The sequence below is a fragment of the Butyricicoccus sp. AF18-9LB genome, assembly GCF_027684505.1.
In the GTDB taxonomy this organism is placed as follows: Bacteria; Bacillota; Clostridia; order Oscillospirales; family Butyricicoccaceae; genus Agathobaculum; species Agathobaculum butyriciproducens.
This window is the reverse complement of the sequence record NZ_JAQCWA010000022.1, coordinates 17,390-42,461: the sequence shown is the minus strand read 5'-3', so window position 1 is coordinate 42,461 and position 25,072 is coordinate 17,390. Positions and strand designations below refer to the sequence as shown.

Genomic DNA, 25,072 nt, shown 5'->3' with positions numbered 1-25,072 from the left:
TAACCGCAGGGTCGTTGGTTCGAGTCCAACTTGAGGAGCCATTCAGACAATGCTTTGCCGTCACTTTATCGTGACGGCAGGGTAAAGTCGATTCCCTATATGGGCCTTTAGCTCAGTTGGTTAGAGCAACCGGCTCATAACCGGTCGGTCCCGGGTTCAAGTCCCCGAAGGCCCACCAAATTAAGTTAATATGGCCCGGTAGCTCAGTTGGTTAGAGCGCTAGCCTGTCACGCTAGAGGCCGTGGGTTCAAGTCCCATCCGGGTCGCCAAAAAACGGTACCGTAATCGTGCCGTTTTTTCTTTCGCTGCTATAGCTCAGTCGGTAGAGTGCATCCTTGGTAAGGATGAGGTCACCAGTTCAAATCTGGTTAGCAGCTCCATACAAACGTCTGATCATTTGATCAGGCGTTTTTCTTTTACTGCAAAACGCGATCTTTGTCGAGAAATGACGATAGAAAACTATTTTCACCTCTTGCTAGTCGATTTTTGAAATGATAGAATATCTGTAGGGAGATGTCGATATGTCTCTGTATAAATTTTATCGAGCGATAGATGGAGATTTTGAAGCAGCCTGCCGTCGCTTTTACAACGAGAATATGCTACAGAAATTCCTGATCCGATTTTTGGACGAGCCCTGCTGCGCGGAATTGAACGATGCCCTGGGTCGGCACGATCGCGATGCGGCAATCAAAGCGGTACACACGCTGACCGGACAGGCACGCAGCTTTGGCTTTATACGGCTGGAAAAGAAGAGCGCAGCACTGTTGCAAGCGCTGCGCGGCAATCGGGATGAGGAAATCACGGAACTGCGATACGAAGTCACGGCCGAATACATCGGCATTGTGCAGGCAATTCGCTCTCTGGCCTCTGAGCTGGGCATTTTTATGTAAGCTGCGTGTTAAACGCCCAATGCGTCCTCAATCACATCGATCAAATGGATGGGCGACACCTGAAGCGTATTCAGGCGTTCTGTAAAGGCGCGTGCTTCCGGCTCACCGATGAACACATCGGGGACGAAGCAGGTTTGTCCGTGCTGTGGATCGTGAGCACTGATACCGAAAGATATATAAGCTCCGGTCTCAGGCGAATAGTGATTTTTTTTGATTACTTTGTAGACAAACATGATGCTTCCTCCGTCGATATTTGCTGATGTTCCCACTTCATTTGGGAACATGTTTATTTTATCAGAAGAATCACGCGGTTTTTGCTATTCTGTGAAATTGGAACAGAATCTTGTGAAATCGGCAGAACATGTTTAGAAACCGTTAAGAAATTCGACAAAAACTGACGAGAAAGGACTGTCAATAACCATGCTGCGGGTCGCAATTTGTGATGATTCGGCGTTAGAACGGGATATCCTTGCGGATTTTCTCAGTCATTACTGCAATGCACATGCGATTGACTATTCCTGCAAAATGTACGACAGCGGTGAACCGCTCTATTATGAGCTTGGGGACGGCGGATGGTTTGATATTATTCTGCTGGATATTCTGATGGACCCGCCGCTCGGCATTGATGTAGCACGCCGTCTGCGTGAGATCGGATACAAGGGCACGATCGTATTTTGTACCGCTGCGCTGGATTTTGCACCGGACAGCTTTGAAGTCGGTGCATCCGGTTATCTGCTCAAGCCATATACCCCGGAGACGTTCGAGCGAACCATGCACCGCGTACTGTCCGATATCGTCGAGAATACATACGCGATCAAGAATCGTTTGCAGGTGCTACACATTCCGCGCGAAGAGATTATGTATGTGGAAAGCCATAACTCACAGTGCATTCTGCATCAGGCGGGCGAAAAGACATACACAATATATAAAAAACTCAGCGAGATTGAGCAGGAACTGACGGCTCCGTGTTTTCTGCGGTGCCACCAGAGCTTCCTTGTGAATATGAACTACGTCAAAGCTGTGGATAAGGACTTTATCCTTACAAACGACGATGTGGTGCTCATTCGCAAGAAAAATCTGAAGGAATTGCGGCAAGTCTATTTTGATTACTGCAAACAGATTCATAATAGATATTGAGGATAATCTGTATTAGGCAAAGTTAAAACACGGATTATTTGAAAAACGAAAAGCGTCCCATTGGGACGCTTTTCGTTTTTGGGGAAGGAGAAAGAAAACTTCATTTTCCATTCTCAATTCTCCATTTTCAATTATCCCAAAGCTGTATCCAACACCATCATCACCAGAAAACCCGCCATCACACCAAGCGTGCCCGGATGTGAATGCTCGCCGAGATGTGCCTCGGGAATCAGCTCCTCGACCACGACGTACAGCATCGCGCCTGCGGCAGCGGACAGCAGCCACGGCATGAACGGTGTCAGCGCGGACGCGCACAGCACGACAAGCACGCCGAAAATCGGCTCAACGATGCCGGACAGCGAACCGTAAACGAATGAGCGTGCGCGGCTCAGCCCCTCCTGATGGAGCGGAAGCGCGACTGCGGCTCCCTCCGGGAAATTTTGAATGCCGATGCCGATGGCAAGCGCGCCTGCCGCTGCAAACAATCCTGCGTTGCCGGTGTGCTGCGCGGCGCGAGCGAATGACAGACCGACAGCCATGCCTTCCGGAATGTTGTGCAGCGTCACTGCAAGAACAAGCAGCGTGGTTCGCCGAAAGGAGGATGGCAGACCTTCGGCCTGCTCTGCGCCGCTGTGCAGGTGTGGCATTAATCCGTCCAGCGCAAGCATAAGCACCAGACCGAGGATAAAGCCGCCTGCAGCGGGTATCCAGCCCGGCTGGCCGTTCTGCGCGGCCTCGTCAATCGCGGGAATGAGCAGACTCCAGATGGACGCGGCGATCATCACACCGGACGCGAATCCGAGGAAAATCTGCTGCATCAGAGCGCTGGACTGTCGTTTCATAAAGAATACCATGGCGGCGCCGAGCGTGGTCATCAGGAAGGTGAAGCCTGTGCCTGCGGCCGCCCAAAGCAATGTCTGCTGTATCATACGCACCTCTCTTTTTAGTTGGTTAGTTATTGCTAACTATGAGCATAGCACCGAACACACTTTCTGTCAATAGGGGACTTGACAGAAATGATATAATATTAGTATACAATCTTATGAGAATAAAACAGGAGGGTTCCACTATGGCGGTATCCCGTGAAAAAGTGTTATATTTCGAGCCGCAGCCGAGCGAACAGACTGCGGCGCTCAAGACCGTGCTCGTTCGCATGGGCGTGCGGATTCAGAACGTCGAAGCGGTCTCTGCCGGTCAGACTGTCGGCTTTCTGCTGAACCGCAAGGGCTTTGAGCCGACTGACGCGACTGCAGATGCGCCTTCCGCACCGATGATGGTGCTGGACGGCTTTACTGAAAAGAGACTGGACATTCTGCTCCGTGAAATGAAGGCGCATGGTGTTTCTGTGCCGTACAAGGCCATGGTCACCGAGCACAATATCGGCTGGACGCTGAGCGACCTGTTTACCGAGCTGGTGCGCGAGCATGAGGCTATGCACCAATGATCGAGCGCGTACTGAACGATTTCGACGTTGACCAGATCGCAAACTCCGGTCAGTGCTTCCGCTTCCACAGGGTTGGGGATAAGTCGTACGATTTGATTGCGGGCACACACCTGCTGAATATTCAGCAGAACGGCCGGACCGTACGGTTCGACTGCGATGAAGACGAGTTTAACGCCATCTGGCGGCCGTATTTCGATCTGGATACGGACTACGGTCGCTGCAAAGCCGCAGTTGCCAAACGCGACATCTATCTGCAGAACGCCGTTGCATACGGCGGCGGACTGCGTATTCTGCGGCAGGATCTGTGGGAAACTATTCTATGCTTTATCATCTCGCAGCAGAACAATATCGCGCGGATTACCAAGTGTGTCGAAAATTTGTGTTCCCTTTTCGGGGAAACCTGTTATAATAAGAGTGAACAGGTATACAATAGCATTCCCACGGCAGAGCGTCTGGCGGCGTGCACGCCCGAGGACCTTGCGCCGGTGCGCCTCGGCTACCGCGCCAAATACATTTGCGCCGCGGCACGGCAGGTCGCGTCCGGTGAGGTCGATCTGGAAGCTATCCGGCACATGGATTACGCCCGCGCCAAAGCCGAGCTGCTGCGCCTGACCGGTGTCGGCATCAAGGTTGCGGAGTGTATCTGTCTGTTTGCGCTGCATCACATCGACGCATTTCCGGTCGATACGCATATCCGGCAAATGCTGGACACACACTATCCGAAAGGGTTTCCGCTGAAACGATATAAAGGCTTTGCGGGTGTCATGCAGCAGTATGCATTTTATTATGAATTATCACTGAAAGGTTAAGGAGTGTTTAATATGGCAGTAGTAACCATTACGAAGGAAAATTTCGAGAACGAAGTGCTGAAGTCGGACAAGCCGGTCCTGCTGGACTTCTGGGCAACGTGGTGCGGTCCCTGCCGCATGGTTTCACCGATTGTGGACGAGATCGCAAACGAGCGTGACGATATCAAGGTCGGTAAGATCAATGTAGACGAGCAGGGTGAGTTGTCCATGCAGTTCCGCATTGTCTCCATCCCGACCCTGATCGTGATGAAGAACGGCGAGGTTGCCAATAAGGCTGTCGGCGCTATGCCGAAGGAAGAAATCCTGAATCTGCTTGGCTAAAATCAAAACCGAATCAAAAGAGCTGACTCCGTTGGAGCCAGCTCTTTGCTTTGCGTCTAAAAGGTTTGTATTGAGCCGGTTTTCTTTTCTTTCGTGCGACAGCTTTTGTTTACCGTTTTGCGGTTTTGTGCTATACTAAAAATACTACCGCCAATATTGCTGATATAATATAATGGTAAGGTATGATTTGGCAAGAGGATATATGTTTGGAGGAGCTTGCGTGAATCGCATTTCTGATAGTATGTTTCACTCCCGCAGCACTGCATGCAAGAAGCCGTATGGCGCGGTACCGGCAGGGCAGGCGGTCGAGTTTTCTGTTTATCCGCAGCGGGCACAGGGCGCGCTGCATGTTACCCTTTGGATTGAGGAAGACGGCTGTCAGGCCGAATCTCATCCGCTGCACTGGTGCGGCTATCAAGGCTCACATGATCGGTATACGGTAACCTATACGCCGCCGCATCCCGGTCTGTACTGGTATTATTTTTCGGTGGAGCTGGCGGATGGTCTGCACTACTGTGCACGCGGCTACGGCGGTCAGGCGGAGCTGCTCGAGGCGGTCGGCGATAAGTACCAGCTGACCGTGTACGACGGCGAGTACCATACGCCGCGCTGGTTCGGTGAGGGCATCACCTACAACATTTTTCCGGACCGGTTCTGCCGCGACAAGGCGCCCGAGCAGCCGGAGAGTGAAGGCGTGGTCGAGCGTGTGCTGCACCAGAACTGGGACGATATTCCGGTCTATCTGCCGGATGAGCACGGCGAAATCCTCAACAACGACTTTTTCGGCGGCACGCTGCGCGGCGTATACGCCAAGCTGGATTATCTGGAGAGCCTGCACGTTACCACCATTTATTTCAATCCGATCTTTCAGGCGTATTCCAATCACCGCTACGATACCGGCGATTACAAGCGCATCGACCCACTGCTCGGCTGTGAGGAGGACTTCCGGGCGCTGTGCAGCGAGGCCGCCAGACGCGGCATGCGCGTTGTACTGGATGGCGTATTCAATCACACCGGCTATGACAGCCGTTACTTCAACGCTCGCGGTCACTACGACAGCGTAGGCGCGTTCCAGTCCAAGGAATCGCCGTATTTCAGCTGGTTCGACTTTCATAACTGGCCGAACGAGTACGGCTCGTGGTGGGGCATCTACACGCTCCCGCAGGTCAATGAGACCGACGGCAGTTATCAGAATTACATCATCGAGGACGAGGACAGCGTGGTCCGCCACTGGCTGCGGCTGGGCGCGTCCGGCTGGCGGCTGGATGTTGCCGACGAGCTGCCGGACAGCTTCATCCAGAAGCTGAACGCTGCCGCCCGCAGGGAGAAATCCGATGCGTTCATCATCGGTGAGGTGTGGGAGGATGCGTCCAACAAAATCTCGTACTCCGAGCGCCGACGCTATTTCCAGGGCGGCGAACTGGATTCGGTTATGAACTACCCGCTGCGAGACGCTATTTTCGGCTTTTTGAACGGCGGCACGGCCGAGCATTTCGCGGAGAGCATGGAGTGCATCCGCGAAAACTACCCGCGGGACGTGTTCTACAACCTAATGAACGTTGTAGGTACGCATGACACCGCGCGTGCGCTCACCCTTCTCGGCGTAACCGAGAACGAGTGGAAGCTGGACAGAAACGGCCGCGCACACTATCAGCTGCCGCCGGACCGTCTGGAAATCGCCTTGCGCCGCCTGCGGATGGCGGCGGTCATCCAGTTCACCATGCCGGGTTCGCCGACCATTTACTACGGTGATGAGGCAGGTCAGCAGGGCTTCGAGGACCCGTTCAACCGCCGGACCTACCCGTGGGGACACGAAAACCAGGAGCTGCTTGCGTTCTATCGTAAGCTGTGCGAAATCCGTGCCGAGGAACAGACGCTTGCGGACGGCGACCTGCAGTTCAGCGACACGACAGCCGGCGCACTGCTGCGCTATGAGCGCACGAGCGGTGACTCGCGTCTGGTGATTGCGGTCAACCGCGGACACCAGCATGTGGAAACAAAAATTGATGCGCTGTATGCGCTCGACCTGCTCAGCGGCGAGGGCTTCGCGTACGCCGACCCGGACGGTCTGATCGTATCCGTCCCGCCGGAGACCGCCTATATCCTGCGCTGTGTAAATGCAGCCGATTAAGGAGGATTTTCTATGGATATGACAGAAAAACAGCTTTCCAGCGAATATAAGTTCAGAGGCAGGATCATGACCGCTCGTGTGGACGAGGTATCGCTGCCGAACGGCAAGACCGCGCCGCGAGAGGTCTGTGAGCACGTCGGCGGTGTCGGCGTGCTGCCGATCGACAAGGACGGCAACGTTATTCTTGTGCGGCAGTTCCGCTATGCGTTCGATACCGAGCTGCTCGAAATGCCCGCCGGCAAGATGGATCACGGTCCGGAGGACGCCGAGGAATGCGGCATCCGCGAGCTGAAGGAGGAGACCGGCTGTACCGCCGGACGCATCGTGCCGCTCGGCGCAATCTATCCGTCTCCCGGCTTTCTGACCGAGGTGACCTACCTGTTTGCCGCGCTTGACCTGACCGAAGGCGAAATGCAGCCGGATGAGGACGAATTTGTCGAGGTCGTGCGACTGCCGATCGCAGAGGTAGAGAAAATGATCGAGCGGGACGAGATCCGCGATGCAAAAACGGTGGCGGCTATGTATAGAGCAAAGCTGAAAAATCTTTACTAAGATAAGAGTGGAGATTGGAGAGTGCAGAGGAGGAAAGGGTTTGGATAAGAAAAAAATCCTTGTGGTTGAGGACGAAAAGGCCATTTCAGACATTCTGGTATTCAATTTACAGCGTGAGGGCTACGACACACTCGCGGCGTATGACGGCGCGGAAGGTCTGCGCTGCGCGCTTGAGGAAGCGCCCGACCTGATTCTGCTGGACGTGATGCTGCCCGAGATGGACGGCTTCGAGGTCTGCAGGCGGGTGCGCACGGAAAAGGACACACCGATCATCATGCTGACCGCCCGTGAGGAAGAGACCGACAAGGTCATGGGTCTCGAACTGGGTGCAGACGATTATATCACCAAGCCGTTCTCTATGCGTGAGCTGATGGCGCGCGTCAAGGCGAACATGCGCCGTACCTACGCAGGAGAGGACAGGGAAAAGGCGGAAGCGCCGTCCGGCGGCGGTCTGCGTGTATCCAAGGACAACGGCATGGTGTACAAAAACGGCCATCCGCTCGAGCTTTCCGCGCGGGAATTTGATATTCTGTGCTTTCTGTCCGCTGCTCCGGGACGGGTTTTCTCCCGTGAGGAGCTGATGGAGCAGGTCTGGGGCTATGACTACTACGGCGACCTGCGTGCGGTGGACGTGGCGATCCGCCGTCTGCGCGAGAAGATCGAGGATGAACCGGCAAGTCCCAGATACATCATCACAAAAAGAGGCATGGGATATTACTTTGCTGACGGGGAGTAAGCTATGTTCCGTTCACTACACAGAAAACTGGTGCTGATTCTGGTGCTGCTGATCGTATCCGTTATGGCGGTGGTCGGCACGTTTCTGATCAACAGTATCAACACCTTCTATCTGAACAGCTTTTATGAGCAGATGCAGGCGGTGTTCACGACCGACACCATCCGCTCCATGCAGGAGGCGGCTGCCGAACCCGGCACGGATGGTCTGAAAACTATCATAGATGCACACAAGAGCCGACTCGGCATTGACGATTACCGCAACTATGCCATTCTCGACAGTGAGGGCGGCTTCCTGGACGGCTCCAACCCGAATGTATCCGTCACCCGCACGAGCAACGTCATTGCCGCAATGGCAGGAGAGACCGGAACGCGCTCGGCGGTGTCCGACAGCATTATGGACATTGCGGTGCCGCTGGACAAGAACGGCGACGGTGCGGTGGACTACATCGTGTATATCGCGGACAACAAGCGGGAGATTTCCGACCTGTCGTGGCGGTTCTTCCAGATTGTCATGCAGGCGATGATGTTCGGTCTGCTGGCGGCTATCCTGCTGTCCTTCCTGCTCAGCAAGACCATCACCACGCCGATTGAGCGCATCACCGAGGGTGCGCGGTCGATCGCGGAAGGCAACTTTGATCAGGACCTCGGTGTGCAGTCGTCGGATGAGATCGGCGAGCTGACCCGTTCGTTCAATTACATGGCGCACCGTTTGAAAAACACGGTTGGCGAGGTGCAGGGCGAGCGCGACAAGCTGAACACGCTGTTCCTGCACATGACCGACGGCGTAGCCGCCTTTACGACCGACGGCACGCTCATCCACATGAATCCGGCAACCGAAAATCTGCTGGGTGTGCGTGTGGAGCAGAAGCTGAGCTTTGATGAGATGTTCGCCGATCTGGACATGCCGGATACGGACGAAACCGTCTCGCGCAGCTTCCTTACGAACGAGATTACGCGATTTGGGCGCGTGCTGTCCGTCACGCTGGCGCCTTACGGCGCACTGGACGGCGAGGGCGGTGTCATCGCGGTCATTCACGATGTCACCGAGCAGCGCCGTCTGGATGACGCACGCCGCGAGTTTGTGGCAAACGTGTCGCACGAGCTGCGCACGCCGCTGACGAATATCCGCTCGTACACTGAAACGCTGCTCGATGCCGCCGGAGAGCTGCCGCTTGACACGGAAAAGCAGTTTCTGGGCGTTATTTCGAGCGAGAGCGAGCGCATGGCGCGTATTGTCACCGATCTGCTGACACTTTCCAAGCTGGATTACGGACGGATGGAGCTGCGTATGACGCGGTTCTCGGTGTCCGATCTGCTGAAAAAGGTGACGAATGCCATGAAGCTGACCGCCGAGGACAGCGGTCACATGATCCTCGTTGAGACCGAGCCGAACCTGCCGCCGATGGTCGGCGACAGGGAACGCATCGAGCAGGTTGTGGTAAATATTCTGTCCAACGCGGTCAAGTACACGCCTTCGGGCGGCAGGATCCGTCTGGCGGCAAAGCGCGCAGGCGCAAACCATGTGCGCATCACAGTTGAGGACAATGGTGTCGGCATTCCGGCGGACGATGTGCCGCGCCTGTTTGAGCGATTCTACCGCGTGGACAAGGCACGCTCGCGTGCCGCAGGCGGCACCGGACTGGGTCTGGCGATCGCCAAGGAGATCGTTGAGCAGCACGAGGGCAAGATCGCTCTGACCAGTGAATACGGCAAGGGCACGACCGTGACGATCACGCTTCCGACCGACCTCAAGCCGCACGGCAGGGAGGATAAGGTATGAGAGGTGCGAAACGCTCAGCGAAGAACACCGCAAAGAATATCTCGCTTTTGGTGCTGTGCGGACTGATGGGCGTGCTGTGCGAGGTCAACTGGCTGATGGGCCTGAACATTGCGCAAATGCCCGCAGACAGCGCACTTCGCCGTCTGCACGACCGCTTTGTAGGCGGTGCGGTGGGCTATGAGATACGGTCCTCCGGTGTTTCGGCGGCAGATCCGGCGCAGATGGCGCTGACTGTTGCCGGCAAGCTGTACGGCGTGCAGTACAATCTGACCGATATCGACGCCGGCATCACGGCAACGCGCTCGCTGTGGTCGCAGGCGCTCACAGGTGAGGGACTGCGGCCGGCTGATGAGAGTGAGCTGTGCACGGCGCTGCGGTCGGGCAGTTGTGCGCTGCTGCGCTACCACGGTGCGATCCCGATGCAGTCTATTGAGGGCTGGCTGGGCGGCTCGTGGAAGGATAACGACCGCCTGCAGGTTGAAACACTGGTGTATGCCGCCGGTGTGCAGCGGCTGTTTGTCCGCATGGCAGACGGCAGGCTGTATGCTGCAAATGCAGCGGTCTCGCAGAATGCACTCGAGGAGGCACAGAAGAATTTCCGCGGTCTGTCGTGCAGCTTTGCGGGAGATGCGTATGCGGTCTATCCGGAAACGCTGCTGTTTGACAGCGAGGCGCTGTCGCTTCCGGTGCTGAAACCGGCGCAGATCAACCTGTTTGCCGCACAGAGCGGCACCGGACTGGAGGATTTGCTCGGTGCATTCGGCTACACGGCCTACACGGATTTTTACAATGAGCAGGACGGAACTGTCCGCGTGTTCCTCGATGATACGAGCACGCTGCGGCTGAATGCGTCCGGTCTGGTGCAGTACGCGTCCACGGACGGCTCGGCAACGGTGAGCGCTTATGACGAAAGCGATATCACGGATGCGGCGGCGCTGGATGCACAACTGGACTGCGCCCGACTGATTCTTGATGCGGCGCAGCGAGCGGGCGATACGGATACGCATGCGTCGCTGTACGCGGTGGAGCGCAGCGAAGATCAAACCACGCTGATTTTTCTGCAGATGTACAGCGGCGTGCCGGTGCTTGGTGACGCGGACTTTGCTACCTTCGTATTCAACGGCAGTGCGCTGCGCACGGCAACGATTCGGCTGCAGAAATTTCAGCCGACCGGCGGCAAACGCACGGTCATGCCCGCAAAACAGGCGACAGCCGGAGCCTCCGGCGCGGAACGCGGTCTGATGGCAGCCTACCGGGCACAGGACGGACAGTATGTACCGAGCCGGTTCTATCTGAAAAATGCGGCAGAGTGACCGCAGAAGGGAGATGAGAGCGCTTGCAATGGGATAAAGTCAAAAATATACTGATCGCAATACTGCTTACAATCAACCTGTTTCTGCTGGGCAATCTGGCGGTACGCGGCTGGCAAAGCCACCGGAGAACGAGTGAGCTTGAGGCCAATCTGCGCACGCTGGTGAGCGCCAGAGGAATGCAGCTGGATACGGCGTTCTCGTTTCCGGAGGACATCACGCTGCCCGAGCTGTCGCTCGACCGCAGCCGCGCAGATGAGGAAAAGATCGCAGCCGCCATGCTGGGCGAACACGCTGAACGCACCGAGCAGGAGGACGGCACGGTGCGCTTTGAGAGCGACAGGGGCACGCTCGAGTGGCAGGCGGACGGCAATGTGCAGGCGGACTATACGCTGACTGAATCTGCGCCGACTTCCGCATCGGAAGCGCTCGAGCAGGCGCGCCGACTGTGCAGCCGGTGGGGCTTTCAGGCCGAGCAGGCCAACTGGACGGCGAATGACATGGCAGTTACGCTGACCGGCTCGGTCGCCGGACTGCCGGTGCACAACCGGCGGCTGACACTGGACTTTTCCGCCGGCGACGGCACAGTGTCGCTCGTCGGACTGTGGAGCCTTGGTACGCCGTATACCACTGCGAACGGCATCAGCATTACCTGCAGCGCAGCGGATGCTCTGCTGCAGTTTGCCGCAGAAAGCGGTGAAACCGGTACGATCGAGTCGATGACGGCCGGTTATCGTATGCAAACCGACAGCAGCCGCCGTATTCGTCTTACACCTACTTGGAAGATTGACACCGAAACAGGCGAATATTTGGTGGATTGTGACAAAAAGACGATTATCGGTGAAGAAAACTGAAAAACTGCTTTTCTTTATCTGAAATTGTGGTAAAATGTATTAGTGAGATTTTACGCGAATGGGTTTAGCCGCTGTCGGAGCTGCCTGCAAAGAGGATCGGCACGGACAGTCATTCGCTGACATAAGATACAGTATTCGGAGAAAAACGCGGAGATTTCCGCGCCAAGGCTTAGTGAGGAGTAGGTAGATTGACAAAGTATGTAATCAACGGCGGCAAGACGCTGAATGGTGAGGTGACCATCTCCGGCGCAAAGAATGCAGCGGTCGCAATCGTTCCGGCGGCTCTGCTGGCAGATGGCCCGGTTCGTCTTGAAAACGTGCCCAAGATCATTGATGTAACGCTGCAGATGGAGATCATGCGTGAGCTGGGCGCGCAGATCCGCCAGATCAACGCCACTACGGTGGAAATCCAGAATACGCAGAACCCGAGTCTCAAGCCGCACGAGCTGGAGCGCAAGCTGCGCGCATCCTACTATCTGCTCGGCGTGCTGCTCGGCAAGTACGGCTTTGCCGAGGTAGCAATGCCCGGCGGCTGCAACTTCGGCGGCGTCCGTCCGATCGACCAGCACATCAAGGGTTTTGAAGCTCTGGGCGCAAAGGTAACGCTGCCCAAGGGCGGTTACATCCGGGTCGAGGCACCCGAGGACGGTCTGCACGGCGCACATATTTATTTTGACGTTGTTACGGTCGGCGCGACCATGAACATCATGCTCGCAGCCGTTCTGGCCAAGGGTCAGACGATTATGGAGAACTGCGCGAAGGAGCCGCACATTGTCGATCTGGCGAACTTCCTGAATGCAATGGGCGCGGATGTTAAGGGCGCCGGCACCGATGTGATCAAGATCCGCGGTGTAGAGAGCCTGCACGGCGGCAGTTATTCCATCATTCCGGATCAGATCGAGGCGGGCACCTTCATGGCAGCCGTTGCAGCCTGCGGCGGTTCGGTTCTGGTGAAGAATGTTATTCCGCGTCATCTGGAGTGCATCACCGCAAAGCTGCGCGAGATGAGCGTTGAGGTCACCGAGTTTGACGATGCGGTGCTCGTTCGCCGCGAGGGCAAGCTGACCAAGACTAACATCAAGACCCTGCCGTACCCGGGCTTCCCGACCGACATGCAGCCGCAGATGACGACGGCGCTGTGTCTGGCAGAGGGCACCAGCATCATCACCGAGGGGATCTGGGGCAGCCGCTACCGCTATACCGAGGAGCTGACCCGCATGGGTGCGAACATTCATGTGGACGGTGCGATCGCGGTTGTTGAGGGTGTCAGGGAGCTGAATGGTGCTCCGGTCCGTGCACACGACCTGCGTGCAGGCGCGGCGATGGTCATCGCCGGTCTGGCAGCCAAGGGTGTTACCGAGGTCGAGCAGGTGCAGAACATCGAGCGCGGCTATGAGACGCTCGTAGAGAAGTTTGTTGCTCTGGGTGCGGATATGTATCGCTCCGAGATTCCGGAAAGCGCCGAGAACAAGTAATTTCTAATTGTAATGAGGAAAAAAGGCGGAGGGAGCATCCTTTCGCCTTTTTTGCAGAATATAAGGCAGATGAGCAGAATGAAAGCAGAGTGTATGGTTCGGCGTGCGTCTGATGCGGACATGGATGCGGTTCTCGCTTTTGCCGCGCAGATTTTCGCGGACGAGCAGGACATTCCGAAGGAGCTGAACTTCATTCCGGCGGATAAGCAGCCGCAGTGGTGGTGCATGGAGCATGACGGCGAACTCGTCGGCACAGCGGCCATCTACCGCGAGGGCGGGCAGTGTCACATGGGCCGTATCACGGTCGCGCGCGGGCTGCGCGGACAGCACAAGGGAACCTTTCTGCTGAAATGTGTGCTGGAAGATGTTTTTGCACAGGATGTGGATAACATTTTCCTCGAAGCGAGAGACGCAACGGTGCACATTCTTACCGGATTCGGCGCAGAGATTGCCGGGGAACCGTTCGCATTCTACTGCGGAAACGTCACACCGATGATTCTAACACGAACTGCCTTTCTGCAGCACACAAACGGATGAAAACAACTGCTGAAGGAGTACCATGGCAGAGCATTATTATTACAGTATCGCCAGCGGTTCGAGCGGCAACTGCGGCTTATATATGGCGGACGGCACCGCGATCCTGATCGATCTCGGTGTGTCGCTGCGCAGGATTACGACTGCGCTGAAGGCACTGTCGCTCACGCTGGAGGATATTTCGGCGGTGGTGCTGACGCATGAGCACATCGATCATGTGAAGGGACTGCCGATGTTTCTTAAAAAAGCGAAGGCGCCGGTGTTTGCTACTCGCGGCACAGCCGAGGCTTTCGAGGAAAAGAATCCGGAGTACGCCGACCGTCTGAACGTATTCGACAGCGGCGAGCGCTTCTGGGTCAGGGATGTGGACGTTGTGCCGTTCCCGACGCCGCATGACGCGGCAGAGAGCACGGGCTACATATTCGAGCACGGCGGCAGCCGGTTCGGCTTTGCCACCGACCTCGGCTTTGTGCCGCGCGATGCGGCCGAGCTTATGCGCGGCTGCGAAATGGTCGTGCTGGAGAGCAACCACGATCCGCATATGCTGCAGGCCGGTCCGTACCCGTATTCGCTCAAGATGCGCGTTGCCGGACCGAGCGGGCACCTGTCCAATCCGGACTGCGCCGTATTTGCAGCGGATCTGGTGAAAAGCGGCACGCGAACGCTTGTGCTGGCGCACCTGAGTGAGAAAAACAACATGCCGGAGCTGGCGCGGCAGCAAACGCTGTCGGCGCTGCGCGGACTGCCCGCGTGCGAGGTGCTCGTTGCGCCGAAGGAGCACATGGAGCATCCGGTATCATTTGGGGAGGAAAGGCTATGCTCTCTGTCCGGCTGATCTGCGTCGGAAAGCTCGGAGAAAAATTCTGGGCAGACGCTGTAAAGGAATATACCAAGCGCCTCGGCGCATATTGTAAATTAGAGATCATCGAGCTGCCCGAGCAGCGTCTGCCGCAGACGCCCTCTGAGGGCGAGATCGCGCAGGCGCTCGAAAAGGAAGCCGCGCTCATCGAGAGCAAGCTGCTGCCCGGCGCGTCTGTGATTGCGATGTGTGTCGAAGGCAAGCCGATGTCCTCTGAGCAGCTGGCGGACTATTTCGGCAAGCTGACCGTATCGGGGACAAGCAAGATCTGCGTACTCATTGGCGGCTCGTGCGGCCTGTCCGAGCGTGTGAAAAAGAAGGCGGCGCTGCGGCTGTCCATGTCACCGATGACGTTTCCGCATCATTTGGCAAGAGTGATGGTGCTCGAGCAGATTTATCGCGCGCTCAATATCGCGGCAGGCGGCAAGTACCACAAGTGAGAAGAGGGACAGCATGACAAAAGAACAGCTCGCGGCGATCGCCGTGGTGCTGCTGCTCGGCGTAGTCTTTTTTGCGCGGCTGTACCGTCGGCAGCAGGAACCGCCGAAAGAGCCGCCAAAGCCGAAACCGCTGCCGAAAACCGGTAAAATGCGCTGTCCGATGTGCGGCGCGGAAGCAAAAGTCACGGGCAAACAGTGGGAGTGTCCGTGGTGCGGTGACTCCGGCTGGCTCAAATAAAGTTTGGGTATAAAAACAACTCGGTTAAATGTGGCTAACATCAAGAAAAACCATTTACTTTATTCATAAGATTTTGTAAAATGTAATATAGATGAGAACGCGGTTATTCGCACGGGACAAATGCGAAGCCGCGATGAGGGAAATTATATTTCAGGAGGGGCGTCCCATGATTATCACGATAACGCTTAACGCTGCACTGGACCGTACGCAGCGTATCGAGCACCCGCTGCAGGTGGGCAAGCTTAATCGCGCGGTGTCCAGTCATCTGGAACCGGGCGGCAAGGGCATCAACGTGTCGCGCGCGATCAAGGCGTTGGGCGGCAGCAGTATTGCGCTTGGCTTCAGTGCAGGCACGAACGGCCGCATTATGAAGGACATGCTGACAGCAGCGGACATTCACCACGATTTTGTTGATATTGCGGGACAGCTCCGTATCAATACACAGATCATTGATGCGCAGGGCGGCCATACCGAGGTAAATGAGCCGGGCAACAAGCTGGATGATTCGGATTTCCTGCGTTTGCTCGACCGCATGGAGAACTATCTGGACGAGGGCAATATCTTCGTTCTGGCGGGTTCTACGCCGCCGGAGTTCCCGCTGAAGAACTACCGTAAGCTGTGCAAGACCATCAAGAAGCACGGCTGCAAGCTGATCATCGACGCACAGGGCGAGCTGCTGCTGGAGGCACTGGGGTGTGAGCCGGACTTTGTAAAGCCGAACATCTTCGAGCTGGCTGAGGCTGTCGGCGACAAGCCGTCCGCCGATCCCGAGGTCGTTGTACATTCCGCACGCAAGATGCTGGATATGGGCGCAAAGGCTGTCTGCGTTTCCATGGGTCAGGAGGGCGCTCTGCTCACCGCAAAGGACGAGCCGGAGTCGCTGTACGTTACCACCAACCCGAAGATCTATGACGAAGGTGCGGTCGGTACCGGCGATGCAATGGTCGGCGCGATTGCAAACGCTATGCACGCGGGCATGAAGTTTGACGAGGTGGCACGCTACGCTGTTGCGATGGGCCGTGCATGTGCCCGTCTGGCCGGCACCGAGATGGCCTCTCTCAAGAAGGTTTACGAGGTGTACGAGACCACACAGGTTTACGTTCTCTGAGCTGTCGCGGAATCACGGTTCCGCCGACAAGCAGGAACGGACCGCAGGCCGTTCCAAAGTCGTCCGAAAGTTCCTGTATAGAAACTTTCTTCCTCTTAAAGTCAAAAAAGAGTGATATATGCTCCCTCTTTTTGGCATTTGCAATGCAAATGCTATTTTATACGCGCTGCCGCGCGGGACGATGAAATCTGGTAGTTAGTTGAGAAATGGAGAGAACAACAGATTGTTGTTCTCTCTTTTACGCTTTTCGCAATTACTTTAAGGAGTTAACAAATATGGATAAAAAACAATTACAGCAGCGCGTCACGGAGCAGCGCCGCCGCGTACGCCGCAGACTGACCATTCGCGGCGTACTGTCGCTTCTGGTCGTGCTGACATTCATCCGCTGTGCGTTCATGCAGCGGTATGAGAATATGTTCGTGTGCGTGCTGTCGCTTGTGCTGCTGGCGATGCCGACGCTGATTGAAAAACAGCTGGCCATCGACATCCCGCCGATGATGGAAGCTATCATCTACTGCTTCATCTATGCCGCCGAGATCCTGGGTGAGATCAATTCGTTCTACACCATCATTCCCGGATGGGACACCATGCTGCACACGATAAACGGATTTCTGGTCGCGGCGGTCGGCTTCTGTCTGGTTGACCTGTTTAACCGAAGCGAACGATTTACCTTCAAGCTGTCGCCGCTGTTCCTGGCTATCGTGGCGTTCTGCTTCTCCATGACGGTCGGCGTGCTGTGGGAATTTTTCGAGTTCACCGCCGATCAGGTGATGCACACGGACATGCAGAAGGACTATGTCGTGCACGAGATCAACACGGTGTCGCTCAACCCGGACGGCCTGAATGTGCCGGTGCATGTGCAGATTGAGTCGGTCAGCGTTAACGGTGAGGACTGGACGGAGCAGCTTGGCGGCTATCTGGATATTGGCCTGATCGACACGATGAAGGATCTGCAGGTCAACTGCATCGGTGCGATCGCGTTTTCCATCATCGGCTTCTTCTACGTCAAGCACCGCGGCAAGGGCAAGCTGGCGGCAGCGCTCATTCCGGTCGTGCTCGATCCCGAAAAAGAAAAAAGTAAAAAAGATGAGCGAAACAGGGAACCAAATGACGAGTGATTCCGTCTAATTCAATACTATCCCCGAAAACGATCTGAAGGAGAGTATGGAAGTATGATGAAAAAACGAATGACCGCAGGTGCGCTTGCGGCTTTGATGGCGGCAACTCTGCCGATTTCCGCGTGCGCGGCTCAGAATTCGGCACCGCAGCCGCAGCTGAATACCGCAGAGCATATGCAGTATATGAACGGCTACACGGACGGCACCTTCCGTCCGGATGCATCCATCACCCGTGCAGAGGCGAGCAAGCTGCTGGCCTCTCTGCTGGTGAACAAGGTCAAGAATGAGGACCATCTGTTTAATGACGTTTCGGTTTCCGCGTGGTATGCGGATGCTGTTCGTCAAATGACCGGTTTCGGTCTGGTGAACGGTTATACGGACGGCACGTTCAAGCCGAACGCTAAGATTACCCGTGCGGAGTTTGTAGCGATTCTGTCGCGCTTCCCGCACACCGACATCGGCACGGACAAGTCGTTCGCTGATGTACCCAAGACCAACTGGGCGTACAATGCGGTGCAGACTGCTCTGGCGCAGGGCTGGATTTCGGCAGGCACGAATTTCCGCCCGAATGCGCCGATTACCCGTGCGGAGACGGTAACTATCCTCAACCGTGTGCTCGGCCGTCAGGCGGATGAGTTTACGATCAATACGAGTGAGGGCATCCGTATTATGCCGGACGTGCCGAACACGCACTGGGCATACTGGGATATGCTTGAGGCAACTACCGACCATAAGTTTAACAAGTCGAGCGGCACCGAACAGTGGACCTCATTCGATAAGGAGACCACCGATTTGACGCCGGGCTGGCATAACATTGGCGGCAAGCTGTTCCATGTCAATGAGGACAAGCAGTTTGACCATGACAAGTTCATCGGCTCGCTCGAGCTTGACCACAACGGCTACTACATCACCGGCTCGACCGAACTGGACGCGCTGCTGGCTTCGGCAGTAAAGAGTGTTGTCAAGGACAGCATGACCCAGCAGCAGAAGCTGCGTGCGGTGTATGATTACGCGAAGAATACGTTCGGTTACCTCGGCATCGGCGCGGCTGACACTTCGAAGAGCGACTGGGCGCTGACCTCCGCGACCGATATGCTTAAGACCCACAAGGGCAACTGCTACTCGTGGGCGGCAGGCTTTACTTATCTCGCCCGTCAGGTCGGCTTTGATGCACAGGCGATTCCGGGCACCGGCGTTTCGCCCAAGGGCAGTGAGTCGGTTCACGCGTGGACCGAGATTACCATCGACGGCACGGCTTACACCTTCGACCCGCAGATCGAAAGCGTGTATAAGAAGCGCTACAACGAGAATTACGACCTGTTCATGAAGAAGTACGGCGAGGCTGTCTGGGGCTATAAAAAGCCGGAGGTGAGCGAGCCGGAGCAGCCGGAGACCGTCAAGGTGGACGAGAAGCTTTCTGCGCTGGTGAGCAAGATTTACGGTGCGCATCCGTTCGGCGGCATGGGCGTTGCTGAGGAGGCGCTCTACAACGGCATGGGTGAGGACGGCATGAGCCGCGGTCTGTTCTGGTACCTTGGCACGGATGATATCAAGTTTGAGGCAGGCGTGGCCTCCGAGTCTATGATTACCTCGCAGGCACATTCCATCGTTGTTCTGCGCTTTGCGGATGAAAAGCAGGCGGCAGACGCGGCGGCTAAACTCAAGACCACGGTTGACCCGCGCAAGTGGATCTGCGTAGGCGTGGATGAGGCCAAGGTTGTCGCTAAGGGCAAGATGGTCTGCGTTGTGATGGACGACGAAAACGGCGATTACTACATCAATAATTTCAAGGCGAATGCCTGAAACTGACCTTGTGAAACTTGTTTGAACTGACACTTTCCCAAAGCCACGATATCGCATACAATAGTCTTACAGACAGAATTACTGGAAAAGAAGGTATGCGATATGACAGGAAAAAACATCAGAAAGCTTGTGCTGGCAGCACTGCTGGCGGCACTGACGGCAGTTGCTACGATGATCATCCGCATTCCAACACCGACACAGGGTTATATTCATCTCGGTGACGGCATGGTGCTGATCTGCGGCATTCTGCTCGGTCCCGGTCTGGGCGCACTGGCAGCCGGTATCGGCTCGATGATGGCAGATCTTATCGGCGGCTACATGGCATGGGTGCCCGGTACGTTTGCCATCAAGGCGCTGACCGCTCTGCTCGGCGGCTGGCTGTACCACCGCATGGCAGGCAAGGGCATGAATACGATTACCCGTGTGGTTCTGTGCGGCATTCCGGCAGAGATCGTCATGGTTCTGGGCTACTTTGTGTACGAGGTCGGCATGGAAGTCGTGATGGGCAGCAGCATGGGCGCTGCGGCAGCCGCGGTTGTTCTCGGCGTGCCGATGAATATCGTGCAGGGCATTGCGGGCATTATCGTTGGTGCGGTGCTGCTTCCGGTGCTCAGTCACGCAAGCGCGGAGATGGGCGAGAAGATTCGCGCATGATAAATGGATAGGAAAAACGGTTCCGGAGACGGAACCGTTTTTTTATGCGAATTTTGATTTGTTATCGTGTGATTCTCTTTGGAACGGCGGGGGGATCTCACCCCGCTGTTTCTACTTGAATTGCACCAATCAACGTCGATGATATAAATGGATTTGACAAACGGTTTCACACCATACGGTTACGCAATTATCCCCAACCTGTGGATAAGGAAAAAGGACAGGAAATTTTCCTGTCCTTTTGGTCTATATGCGGTTACTCTTCCGAAGCAAATACGCCGTAAATCGCGCTTACGAGCTTCTTGAAGATATTCACGATACGCGCGAGAACGCCTTCGTCGGCAGCATCCTGATCCGAGGTGACAGCCTCATCGTCATCGTCGGTCGAAATCTCCTGCGTGCGCAGGATGAACTGCAGACTGCTCGGTGTCGGGTTCATACTGCTTGTGACAGACTGCAGGTCGGCCGAGGAGTCGATATTGAGGATGTTGGTATCGTCCTCAAGGTCGGTCTTAGCGTCGTCGATGGCATTATGAATATCATTGGTCGCGTTCTGCAGCTTATTCGAGCTGTTCGAGCGGGAAGCCTTATCAAGCACATCGAGCAGGCCGTCGAGCGTGGTCTGTGTGCTGGCATCCGCGTCGCTGCGAACCGAACGCAGTATGCTGTTGACCGTGTCGAGCAGCTGGTGGGAGGCGGTGAGCGTTTTGGTGGTGGTGTCGAGCAACTCGGTGCCCTTGTCGATGGAGGACGAGGTGATCGAGGTCAGCTGGTTGAGCGACTTGGTCAGTGCCGGAATCTCGGTCAGCTGCTGGTTGACGCGGTCGAGTGTGGTGTTGGCGAGTTCGGTCAGCTTTTTGCCCTCGGCGGTGAAGTCCTGTCCCAGACCCTTGTAATCGTCGAGAATGTCGCAGATGTCATCCAGATTGTCGAGCACATCACTGGTGGTTCCCAGGAAATTGTTAAGGGAGCCGCTCAGGCTGGACAAATCGCTGCTCACATCCTGCAAAGAATCACCGAGATTAGAGCTGTTATTCTTCATGGTGTCCAGTGTGCCGTTAATACTGTTATAGCGGTCATCGGAAATGAGGCCGTAGCCTTTCAGGTCTTTCAATACATCCTGTACATTACTGATTGCAGACACAACATCGGACGAAATACTGCCGACAGGGTCGCTGAGGTCATCCAAATCGTTGCGCAGTGCCTTGAGGTCTTTCTGCATATCGGAGATATTTTTCTTCAGGCTGTCGATATACAGCCACTCCGAACCCGTCTTATCGTCCAGATCGTCCATCAGGTTTTCAAGGTTGCCCAGCGAGGTCTTGATGTTCTTGAGAAGTGTCTGATACTCAGTGATGTCCGCGCCGGACTCCTCAAGCGTATTGAGAATGCTGTTCGTAGTCGCGTTCAGCTTAACGAGCGTGTCCTTGGTGTTGTTCAGTTCCGGAATCAGCGAATCGCTTTCGCCAGTCAGCTTTTCCAGAGCGGTCAGCGCGGCATCCGTCTTGGGATCAATGGTGCCGCGGTCCTTGATCAGCTGCTGGCGCACGGCGTTGATGCCCGAAATACCGCTCGACATCGTACCCATGCCGTTCTGCATGGACTGCATGGTGTCGAGCATGCTGCTCATGCCGGAGTACAGGCTGTCGCTGGAATTGCTCAGGCGGTCCTTGACGTCCTTCAGGTCGGAGATGATATCCAGCGAGGACAGGGTAGCCGGCGTCATAAACATGAACATACCCATGTTCTCAAAGTTATCCGAGCCGATACGCACGGTAAACGTGCTTTCCTCGCCCGGCATACCCATGAATACGACCAGCTTGTAGGTGCCTACGGACTGAACCTGTGCACCCGGTGCATCAATGGAAAGCGCCTTGCTCATGTCGATACCGGTGCCGCAGACGAGCATCATATTGTTTTTGTAGTAGTCGCTTGCGTAGCTGTTCGGCACCGCGTGAATGGTGATCTCCACCAGACCGTTTGCGCCTGCACAGTCCTCCGCCTTGACCGAAACACCGTTCAGCTTGTAGGAAACATCAAAGTTCCACGGCATCTGGATATTGACCTTGTCGGTCGGGATGCACTCGTAGTAGAAGCGCTGCTTGCTGGTGTCGGACAGCTTCCAGTACACCGAATTGTCCTTGATGACCGGCTCGTCGTAGGTGCTCATGTTGTACACATCTGCGTAGCTGCCGAAATCGGTGAACTCGGTGTGGCCGTTCAGGCTGACACCCTTTACGATGCGCGTATTGGTCGGCGCACCGTAGTAATCCATGTTGATATATACCGATTCGTCGGTTTCTACCGTGGGCGCGGCGGCCTGTGCCGCCTGCGGCAGCGTGAACGCAAGAACAAGCGAGGCTGCGGTCAGTCGGCGCAGCTTATCTGTTTTCATGGTCGTTCTCCTCCGTATTATCGTTCTGGTTGTCATTCTGGCTGTCGTTCGGCTTATTCTTGTCGCTGCCGAGACGCTGGGCCAGCTGTTCAAGCTGCTCCTTGCGCATCTCAATGCGGTTATGGATACGCATACGCAGTTTTTTGCCGATCATGCGCTTGTGTGCGGATTCTTCGGTCTGCTGCTGTTTGGACGGCTCCTGCGTCGGCGGCGTGTAGTTCTGCGGCAGCTTGAAGCCATCGCCGTTCATCAGGTTCTTGAGTTTGAGGCGCAGCTCCTTGTTGCGTGCCTTGCGGTTTTCGCGGATCTGGTTCTGCAGGTTGACGCGCTGCTGGTGCAGCTCGCTCAGGATCGGCAGCTTGATCTTGGTCGCGCGGATCTTGTTCATCTTGGCGTGCTTCTTTTCTGCGTAATCCGACTTGACGATCCAGCGGTCGAACAGCATCAGGCACATCGGCAGGAAGAACAGTACGAGAATGACCGAGATCAGCGCACCGCGGCCGATCAGCTGGCCCAGACCGGAAATCGCTTCGACCGAGGTCATGAAGTACAGGCCGTAGGCAACCGTCATAACGATCAGACCGGAGGTCATAACCGATTCGGCGCTGACCGATACCGCCCGTATTGCGGCTTCCTTTTTATCCCCTTGTGAGCGGGCATCCAGATAGTTGCCGGTCATCAATATTGAATAGTCAACCGTCGCGCCCAGCTGGATACAGCCGACGATGATAAAGCCGAGGTACATGGTTCGCTGACCGTAAATGTACGGCAGAGCGGTGTTGATGAAGATCGCGCATTCAATCGGGATGAGCACGACGATCGGCAGAATCAGTGCCTTGTAGGTGATCGCGATAACGAGTGCTACACCCAGCAGGGAAACGATGTTGACGCGGTTGTAGTCCGGCACAATAATATCCTTAATATCCTGCGTGGACGGCGTTACGCCGACAAGGTAGGTCGTTTCGTTCGGATAATACTTATCAATGATCGCGCGGATGTTGTCCGAGAATTTGAAGGCATCGTCACTTTCACCGGCGGAACGCACGTTGATAATCACGCGTGCCCAGTTTTTCGAGTGCATCAGGCTGGTGATGTTCTCCGGCAGGAAATCCTCGGGAATGCCTTCCGGCAGAACGGACGACAGGCTGAGCGCGTACTTGACGTAGGACAGGTCGTTGATCTCCTCGGTCATCTTTTTCTCGGTGATGTTGCTGTCGGGCGGGACAAGCGCGATCATCATGTTGCTCTTGCCGAACTTGGCATTCATCTGCTGCTCGGCCTCGTAAACCGGTGTACCGGGTGAGTTTGCAACGGCCTCGTTGCCGTAAGAGAAATTCGCCATACCCTGTGCAATGTAGCACGGAATGATGATGATAAGAACCACAAGAAATACGATGCGACGGATTTTGTACGCAAATTCACCGATGCCGCGGCCCTGTTTGGGGATAAACGGACGGTGCTGCGTCTTGGCAATGATGTTCTGCGAACGCAGGATGAGCGCCGGCATGAGCAGCAGCACGGTCAGCAGACTGAGCGCGATGCCCTTTGCCAGTACGAAGCCCATATCCGGGCCGATGCCGAAGTTCATCAGCGCCATGGCGGCAAAGCCGACGATGGTCGTCATGCCGGAAGCGCCGATGGACGAAAAGGCGGTTCGCCAGGCGTTCGCCATCGCCTGTTCGGGTTCTGCACCGGTTGCGCGCTCCTGCGTGAAGGCGTGCAGCAGGAAGATGGAGTAGTCCATCGAGCAGGCCAGCTGCAGCACCGCACCAACGGCGTTGGACAGGAACGAAATCTCGCCGAAGATGATGTTCGTGCCCATGTTGATGAGGATTGCAATGCCGAGCACGGACAGGAACAGCACCGGCTCAAACCACGAGGTGGTCGTGATCGTCAGAATGATGTAAATAATGACGACGGCCAGAGCCATAACACGGGCGACCTCTTTGTTAATGGTCGGGCCGAGGTTGGTATCCGATACAGCGGAGCCTGCTACCAGACCTTTGTCACCGACGATGTTTTCAATCTCATGCACCGCCTTGTGGGTCTGGTTGGACGAGTCCTTGTCGGTGAAGATAACATCCATGTAGGCGGTGTTATCCTTGTAGTAGTCGTCGATATTGTCGTAGTTGATGAATTCGCTCGAGCCGTAGATATTGGTGGCCATATCGCACCACATGACCATGTCCACACCGTCAACGTCCGCGATACGGTCCTTTATGTTTTTGGCTTCGTACAGCGTCACATCCTCGAGCATGACGCGTCCCATGCCGGGATAGGTAAATTCGTCCTCCATGATGTCCAGCGCCTGTGCGGACGGAGACGAATCCGGCAGGTATTTTGTTAAATCGTAGTTGATCCCAACCATTGGCACACAGATTAAACTGAAGATGATCAGTACGATATAGATCTTTTCAATCAGTTTTCGATTGTTAATGATCAGGTCAACAGGGCTATGTCCTTTAAGTTTCACAAAGAAAACACCATC

24 protein-coding genes and 3 tRNA genes are annotated in these 25,072 nt (G+C 55.6%); 23 read left to right on the top strand and 4 right to left on the bottom strand.

The genetic code is table 11. The features are described from left to right. Positions 1–101: 101 nt before the first annotated feature. The 4 genes from PGY33_RS11465 (at position 102) to PGY33_RS11450 (ending at position 890) form a co-directional block, all read left to right on the top strand. Positions 102–178 (top strand) — tRNA-Ile (locus PGY33_RS11465). Positions 179–192: 14 nt separating this feature from the next. Further along, positions 193–269 (top strand) — tRNA-Asp (locus tag PGY33_RS11460). 35 nt (positions 270–304) lie between these two features. Next, positions 305–380, top strand: a tRNA-Thr gene (locus PGY33_RS11455). A 141-nt stretch (positions 381–521) separates the two neighbouring features. Further along, a complete protein-coding gene (locus tag PGY33_RS11450; RefSeq protein WP_118360649.1) occupies positions 522–890 on the top strand; it encodes an Hpt domain-containing protein in 369 nt (122 codons plus the stop codon). An 8-nt stretch (positions 891–898) separates the two neighbouring features. On the opposite strand, the gene PGY33_RS11445 is transcribed toward PGY33_RS11450, so the two are convergent. Next, positions 899–1,123: a DUF6514 family protein gene (locus PGY33_RS11445; protein ID WP_118478804.1), complete on the bottom strand. Its 225-nt coding sequence runs from the start codon at positions 1,121–1,123 to the stop codon at positions 899–901. Positions 1,124–1,310: 187 nt separating this feature from the next. On the opposite strand from PGY33_RS11445, the gene PGY33_RS11440 reads away from it, so the two are divergent. After that, positions 1,311–2,027 carry a LytR/AlgR family response regulator transcription factor gene (locus tag PGY33_RS11440; protein ID WP_118478806.1) on the top strand — a complete coding sequence of 239 codons (717 nt, stop codon included), beginning with the start codon at positions 1,311–1,313 and terminating at the stop codon, positions 2,025–2,027. A 131-nt stretch (positions 2,028–2,158) separates the two neighbouring features. On the opposite strand, the gene PGY33_RS11435 is transcribed toward PGY33_RS11440, so the two are convergent. Continuing rightward, complete coding sequence (locus PGY33_RS11435) at positions 2,159–2,956, bottom strand: ZIP family metal transporter (protein WP_207663669.1); 798 nt, start codon at positions 2,954–2,956, stop codon at positions 2,159–2,161. 140 nt (positions 2,957–3,096) lie between these two features. On the opposite strand from PGY33_RS11435, the gene PGY33_RS11430 reads away from it, so the two are divergent. From PGY33_RS11430 to PGY33_RS11345, 18 genes are all read left to right on the top strand, one after another. Continuing rightward, positions 3,097–3,471 (top strand): DUF3783 domain-containing protein, encoded by a 375-nt coding sequence (locus PGY33_RS11430; protein WP_158575068.1) that lies wholly within the window; start codon positions 3,097–3,099, stop codon positions 3,469–3,471. After that, positions 3,468–4,280 (top strand): DNA-3-methyladenine glycosylase family protein, encoded by an 813-nt coding sequence (locus PGY33_RS11425; protein WP_118478810.1) that lies wholly within the window; start codon positions 3,468–3,470, stop codon positions 4,278–4,280. The genes PGY33_RS11430 and PGY33_RS11425 overlap by 4 nt, the downstream gene beginning before the upstream one ends. A 12-nt stretch (positions 4,281–4,292) precedes the next feature. After that, a complete protein-coding gene (gene trxA / locus PGY33_RS11420) occupies positions 4,293–4,601 on the top strand; it encodes a thioredoxin (protein WP_116705145.1) in 309 nt (102 codons plus the stop codon). A gap of 220 nt (positions 4,602–4,821) precedes the next feature. Then, positions 4,822–6,732: a glycoside hydrolase family 13 protein gene (locus tag PGY33_RS11415; protein WP_158575069.1), complete on the top strand. Its 1,911-nt coding sequence runs from the start codon at positions 4,822–4,824 to the stop codon at positions 6,730–6,732. A gap of 12 nt (positions 6,733–6,744) precedes the next feature. Next, entirely contained in the window at positions 6,745–7,284 is a 540-nt protein-coding gene (locus PGY33_RS11410; RefSeq protein ID WP_118285006.1) for an NUDIX hydrolase, read from the top strand. Between the two features lie 40 nt (positions 7,285–7,324). Further along, entirely contained in the window at positions 7,325–8,020 is a 696-nt protein-coding gene (locus PGY33_RS11405; RefSeq protein ID WP_118478814.1) for a response regulator, read from the top strand. A gap of 3 nt (positions 8,021–8,023) precedes the next feature. Continuing rightward, a complete protein-coding gene (locus PGY33_RS11400) occupies positions 8,024–9,799 on the top strand; it encodes an ATP-binding protein (protein ID WP_270478721.1) in 1,776 nt (591 codons plus the stop codon). Further along, entirely contained in the window at positions 9,796–11,112 is a 1,317-nt protein-coding gene (locus tag PGY33_RS11395; protein ID WP_270478719.1) for a hypothetical protein, read from the top strand. The genes PGY33_RS11400 and PGY33_RS11395 overlap by 4 nt, the downstream gene beginning before the upstream one ends. A 23-nt stretch (positions 11,113–11,135) precedes the next feature. Then, positions 11,136–11,963, top strand: a complete 828-nt coding sequence (locus tag PGY33_RS11390) for a hypothetical protein (RefSeq protein WP_270478717.1) — start codon at positions 11,136–11,138, stop codon at positions 11,961–11,963. Positions 11,964–12,151: 188 nt separating this feature from the next. Beyond that, entirely contained in the window at positions 12,152–13,438 is a 1,287-nt protein-coding gene (locus PGY33_RS11385; RefSeq protein ID WP_110436087.1) for a UDP-N-acetylglucosamine 1-carboxyvinyltransferase, read from the top strand. 69 nt (positions 13,439–13,507) lie between these two features. Beyond that, positions 13,508–13,975, top strand: a complete 468-nt coding sequence (locus PGY33_RS11380; protein ID WP_158578139.1) for a GNAT family N-acetyltransferase — start codon at positions 13,508–13,510, stop codon at positions 13,973–13,975. A 22-nt stretch (positions 13,976–13,997) separates the two neighbouring features. Continuing rightward, a complete protein-coding gene (locus PGY33_RS11375) occupies positions 13,998–14,807 on the top strand; it encodes an MBL fold metallo-hydrolase (RefSeq protein WP_118360657.1) in 810 nt (269 codons plus the stop codon). Then, positions 14,789–15,271, top strand: coding sequence for a 23S rRNA (pseudouridine(1915)-N(3))-methyltransferase RlmH (gene rlmH / locus PGY33_RS11370; RefSeq protein ID WP_110436090.1), 483 nt, complete (start codon positions 14,789–14,791; stop codon positions 15,269–15,271). Before PGY33_RS11375 ends, rlmH begins: the two co-directional genes overlap by 19 nt. Positions 15,272–15,284: 13 nt before the next feature. Further along, the gene (locus PGY33_RS11365; protein ID WP_270478716.1) at positions 15,285–15,509 is read left to right on the top strand and encodes a hypothetical protein; all 225 of its coding nucleotides are present in this window, start codon (positions 15,285–15,287) and stop codon (positions 15,507–15,509) included. 166 nt (positions 15,510–15,675) lie between these two features. Next, positions 15,676–16,617 carry a 1-phosphofructokinase family hexose kinase gene (locus PGY33_RS11360; protein ID WP_161274655.1) on the top strand — a complete coding sequence of 314 codons (942 nt, stop codon included), beginning with the start codon at positions 15,676–15,678 and terminating at the stop codon, positions 16,615–16,617. A gap of 275 nt (positions 16,618–16,892) precedes the next feature. Beyond that, positions 16,893–17,735 carry a hypothetical protein gene (locus tag PGY33_RS11355; RefSeq protein WP_270478715.1) on the top strand — a complete coding sequence of 281 codons (843 nt, stop codon included), beginning with the start codon at positions 16,893–16,895 and terminating at the stop codon, positions 17,733–17,735. 54 nt (positions 17,736–17,789) lie between these two features. Continuing rightward, complete coding sequence (locus PGY33_RS11350; protein WP_270478714.1) at positions 17,790–19,538, top strand: S-layer homology domain-containing protein; 1,749 nt, start codon at positions 17,790–17,792, stop codon at positions 19,536–19,538. A gap of 102 nt (positions 19,539–19,640) precedes the next feature. Beyond that, entirely contained in the window at positions 19,641–20,192 is a 552-nt protein-coding gene (locus tag PGY33_RS11345; RefSeq protein ID WP_118360663.1) for an ECF transporter S component, read from the top strand. Between the two features lie 253 nt (positions 20,193–20,445). On the opposite strand, the gene PGY33_RS11340 is transcribed toward PGY33_RS11345, so the two are convergent. After that, complete coding sequence (locus PGY33_RS11340) at positions 20,446–22,584, bottom strand: hypothetical protein (RefSeq protein WP_270478713.1); 2,139 nt, start codon at positions 22,582–22,584, stop codon at positions 20,446–20,448. Beyond that, on the bottom strand, positions 22,571–25,057 hold the full coding sequence (locus PGY33_RS11335) for an efflux RND transporter permease subunit (protein ID WP_243022620.1): 2,487 nt from the start codon (positions 25,055–25,057) through the stop codon (positions 22,571–22,573). Before PGY33_RS11335 ends, PGY33_RS11340 begins: the two co-directional genes overlap by 14 nt. Positions 25,058–25,072: the final 15 nt, after the last annotated feature.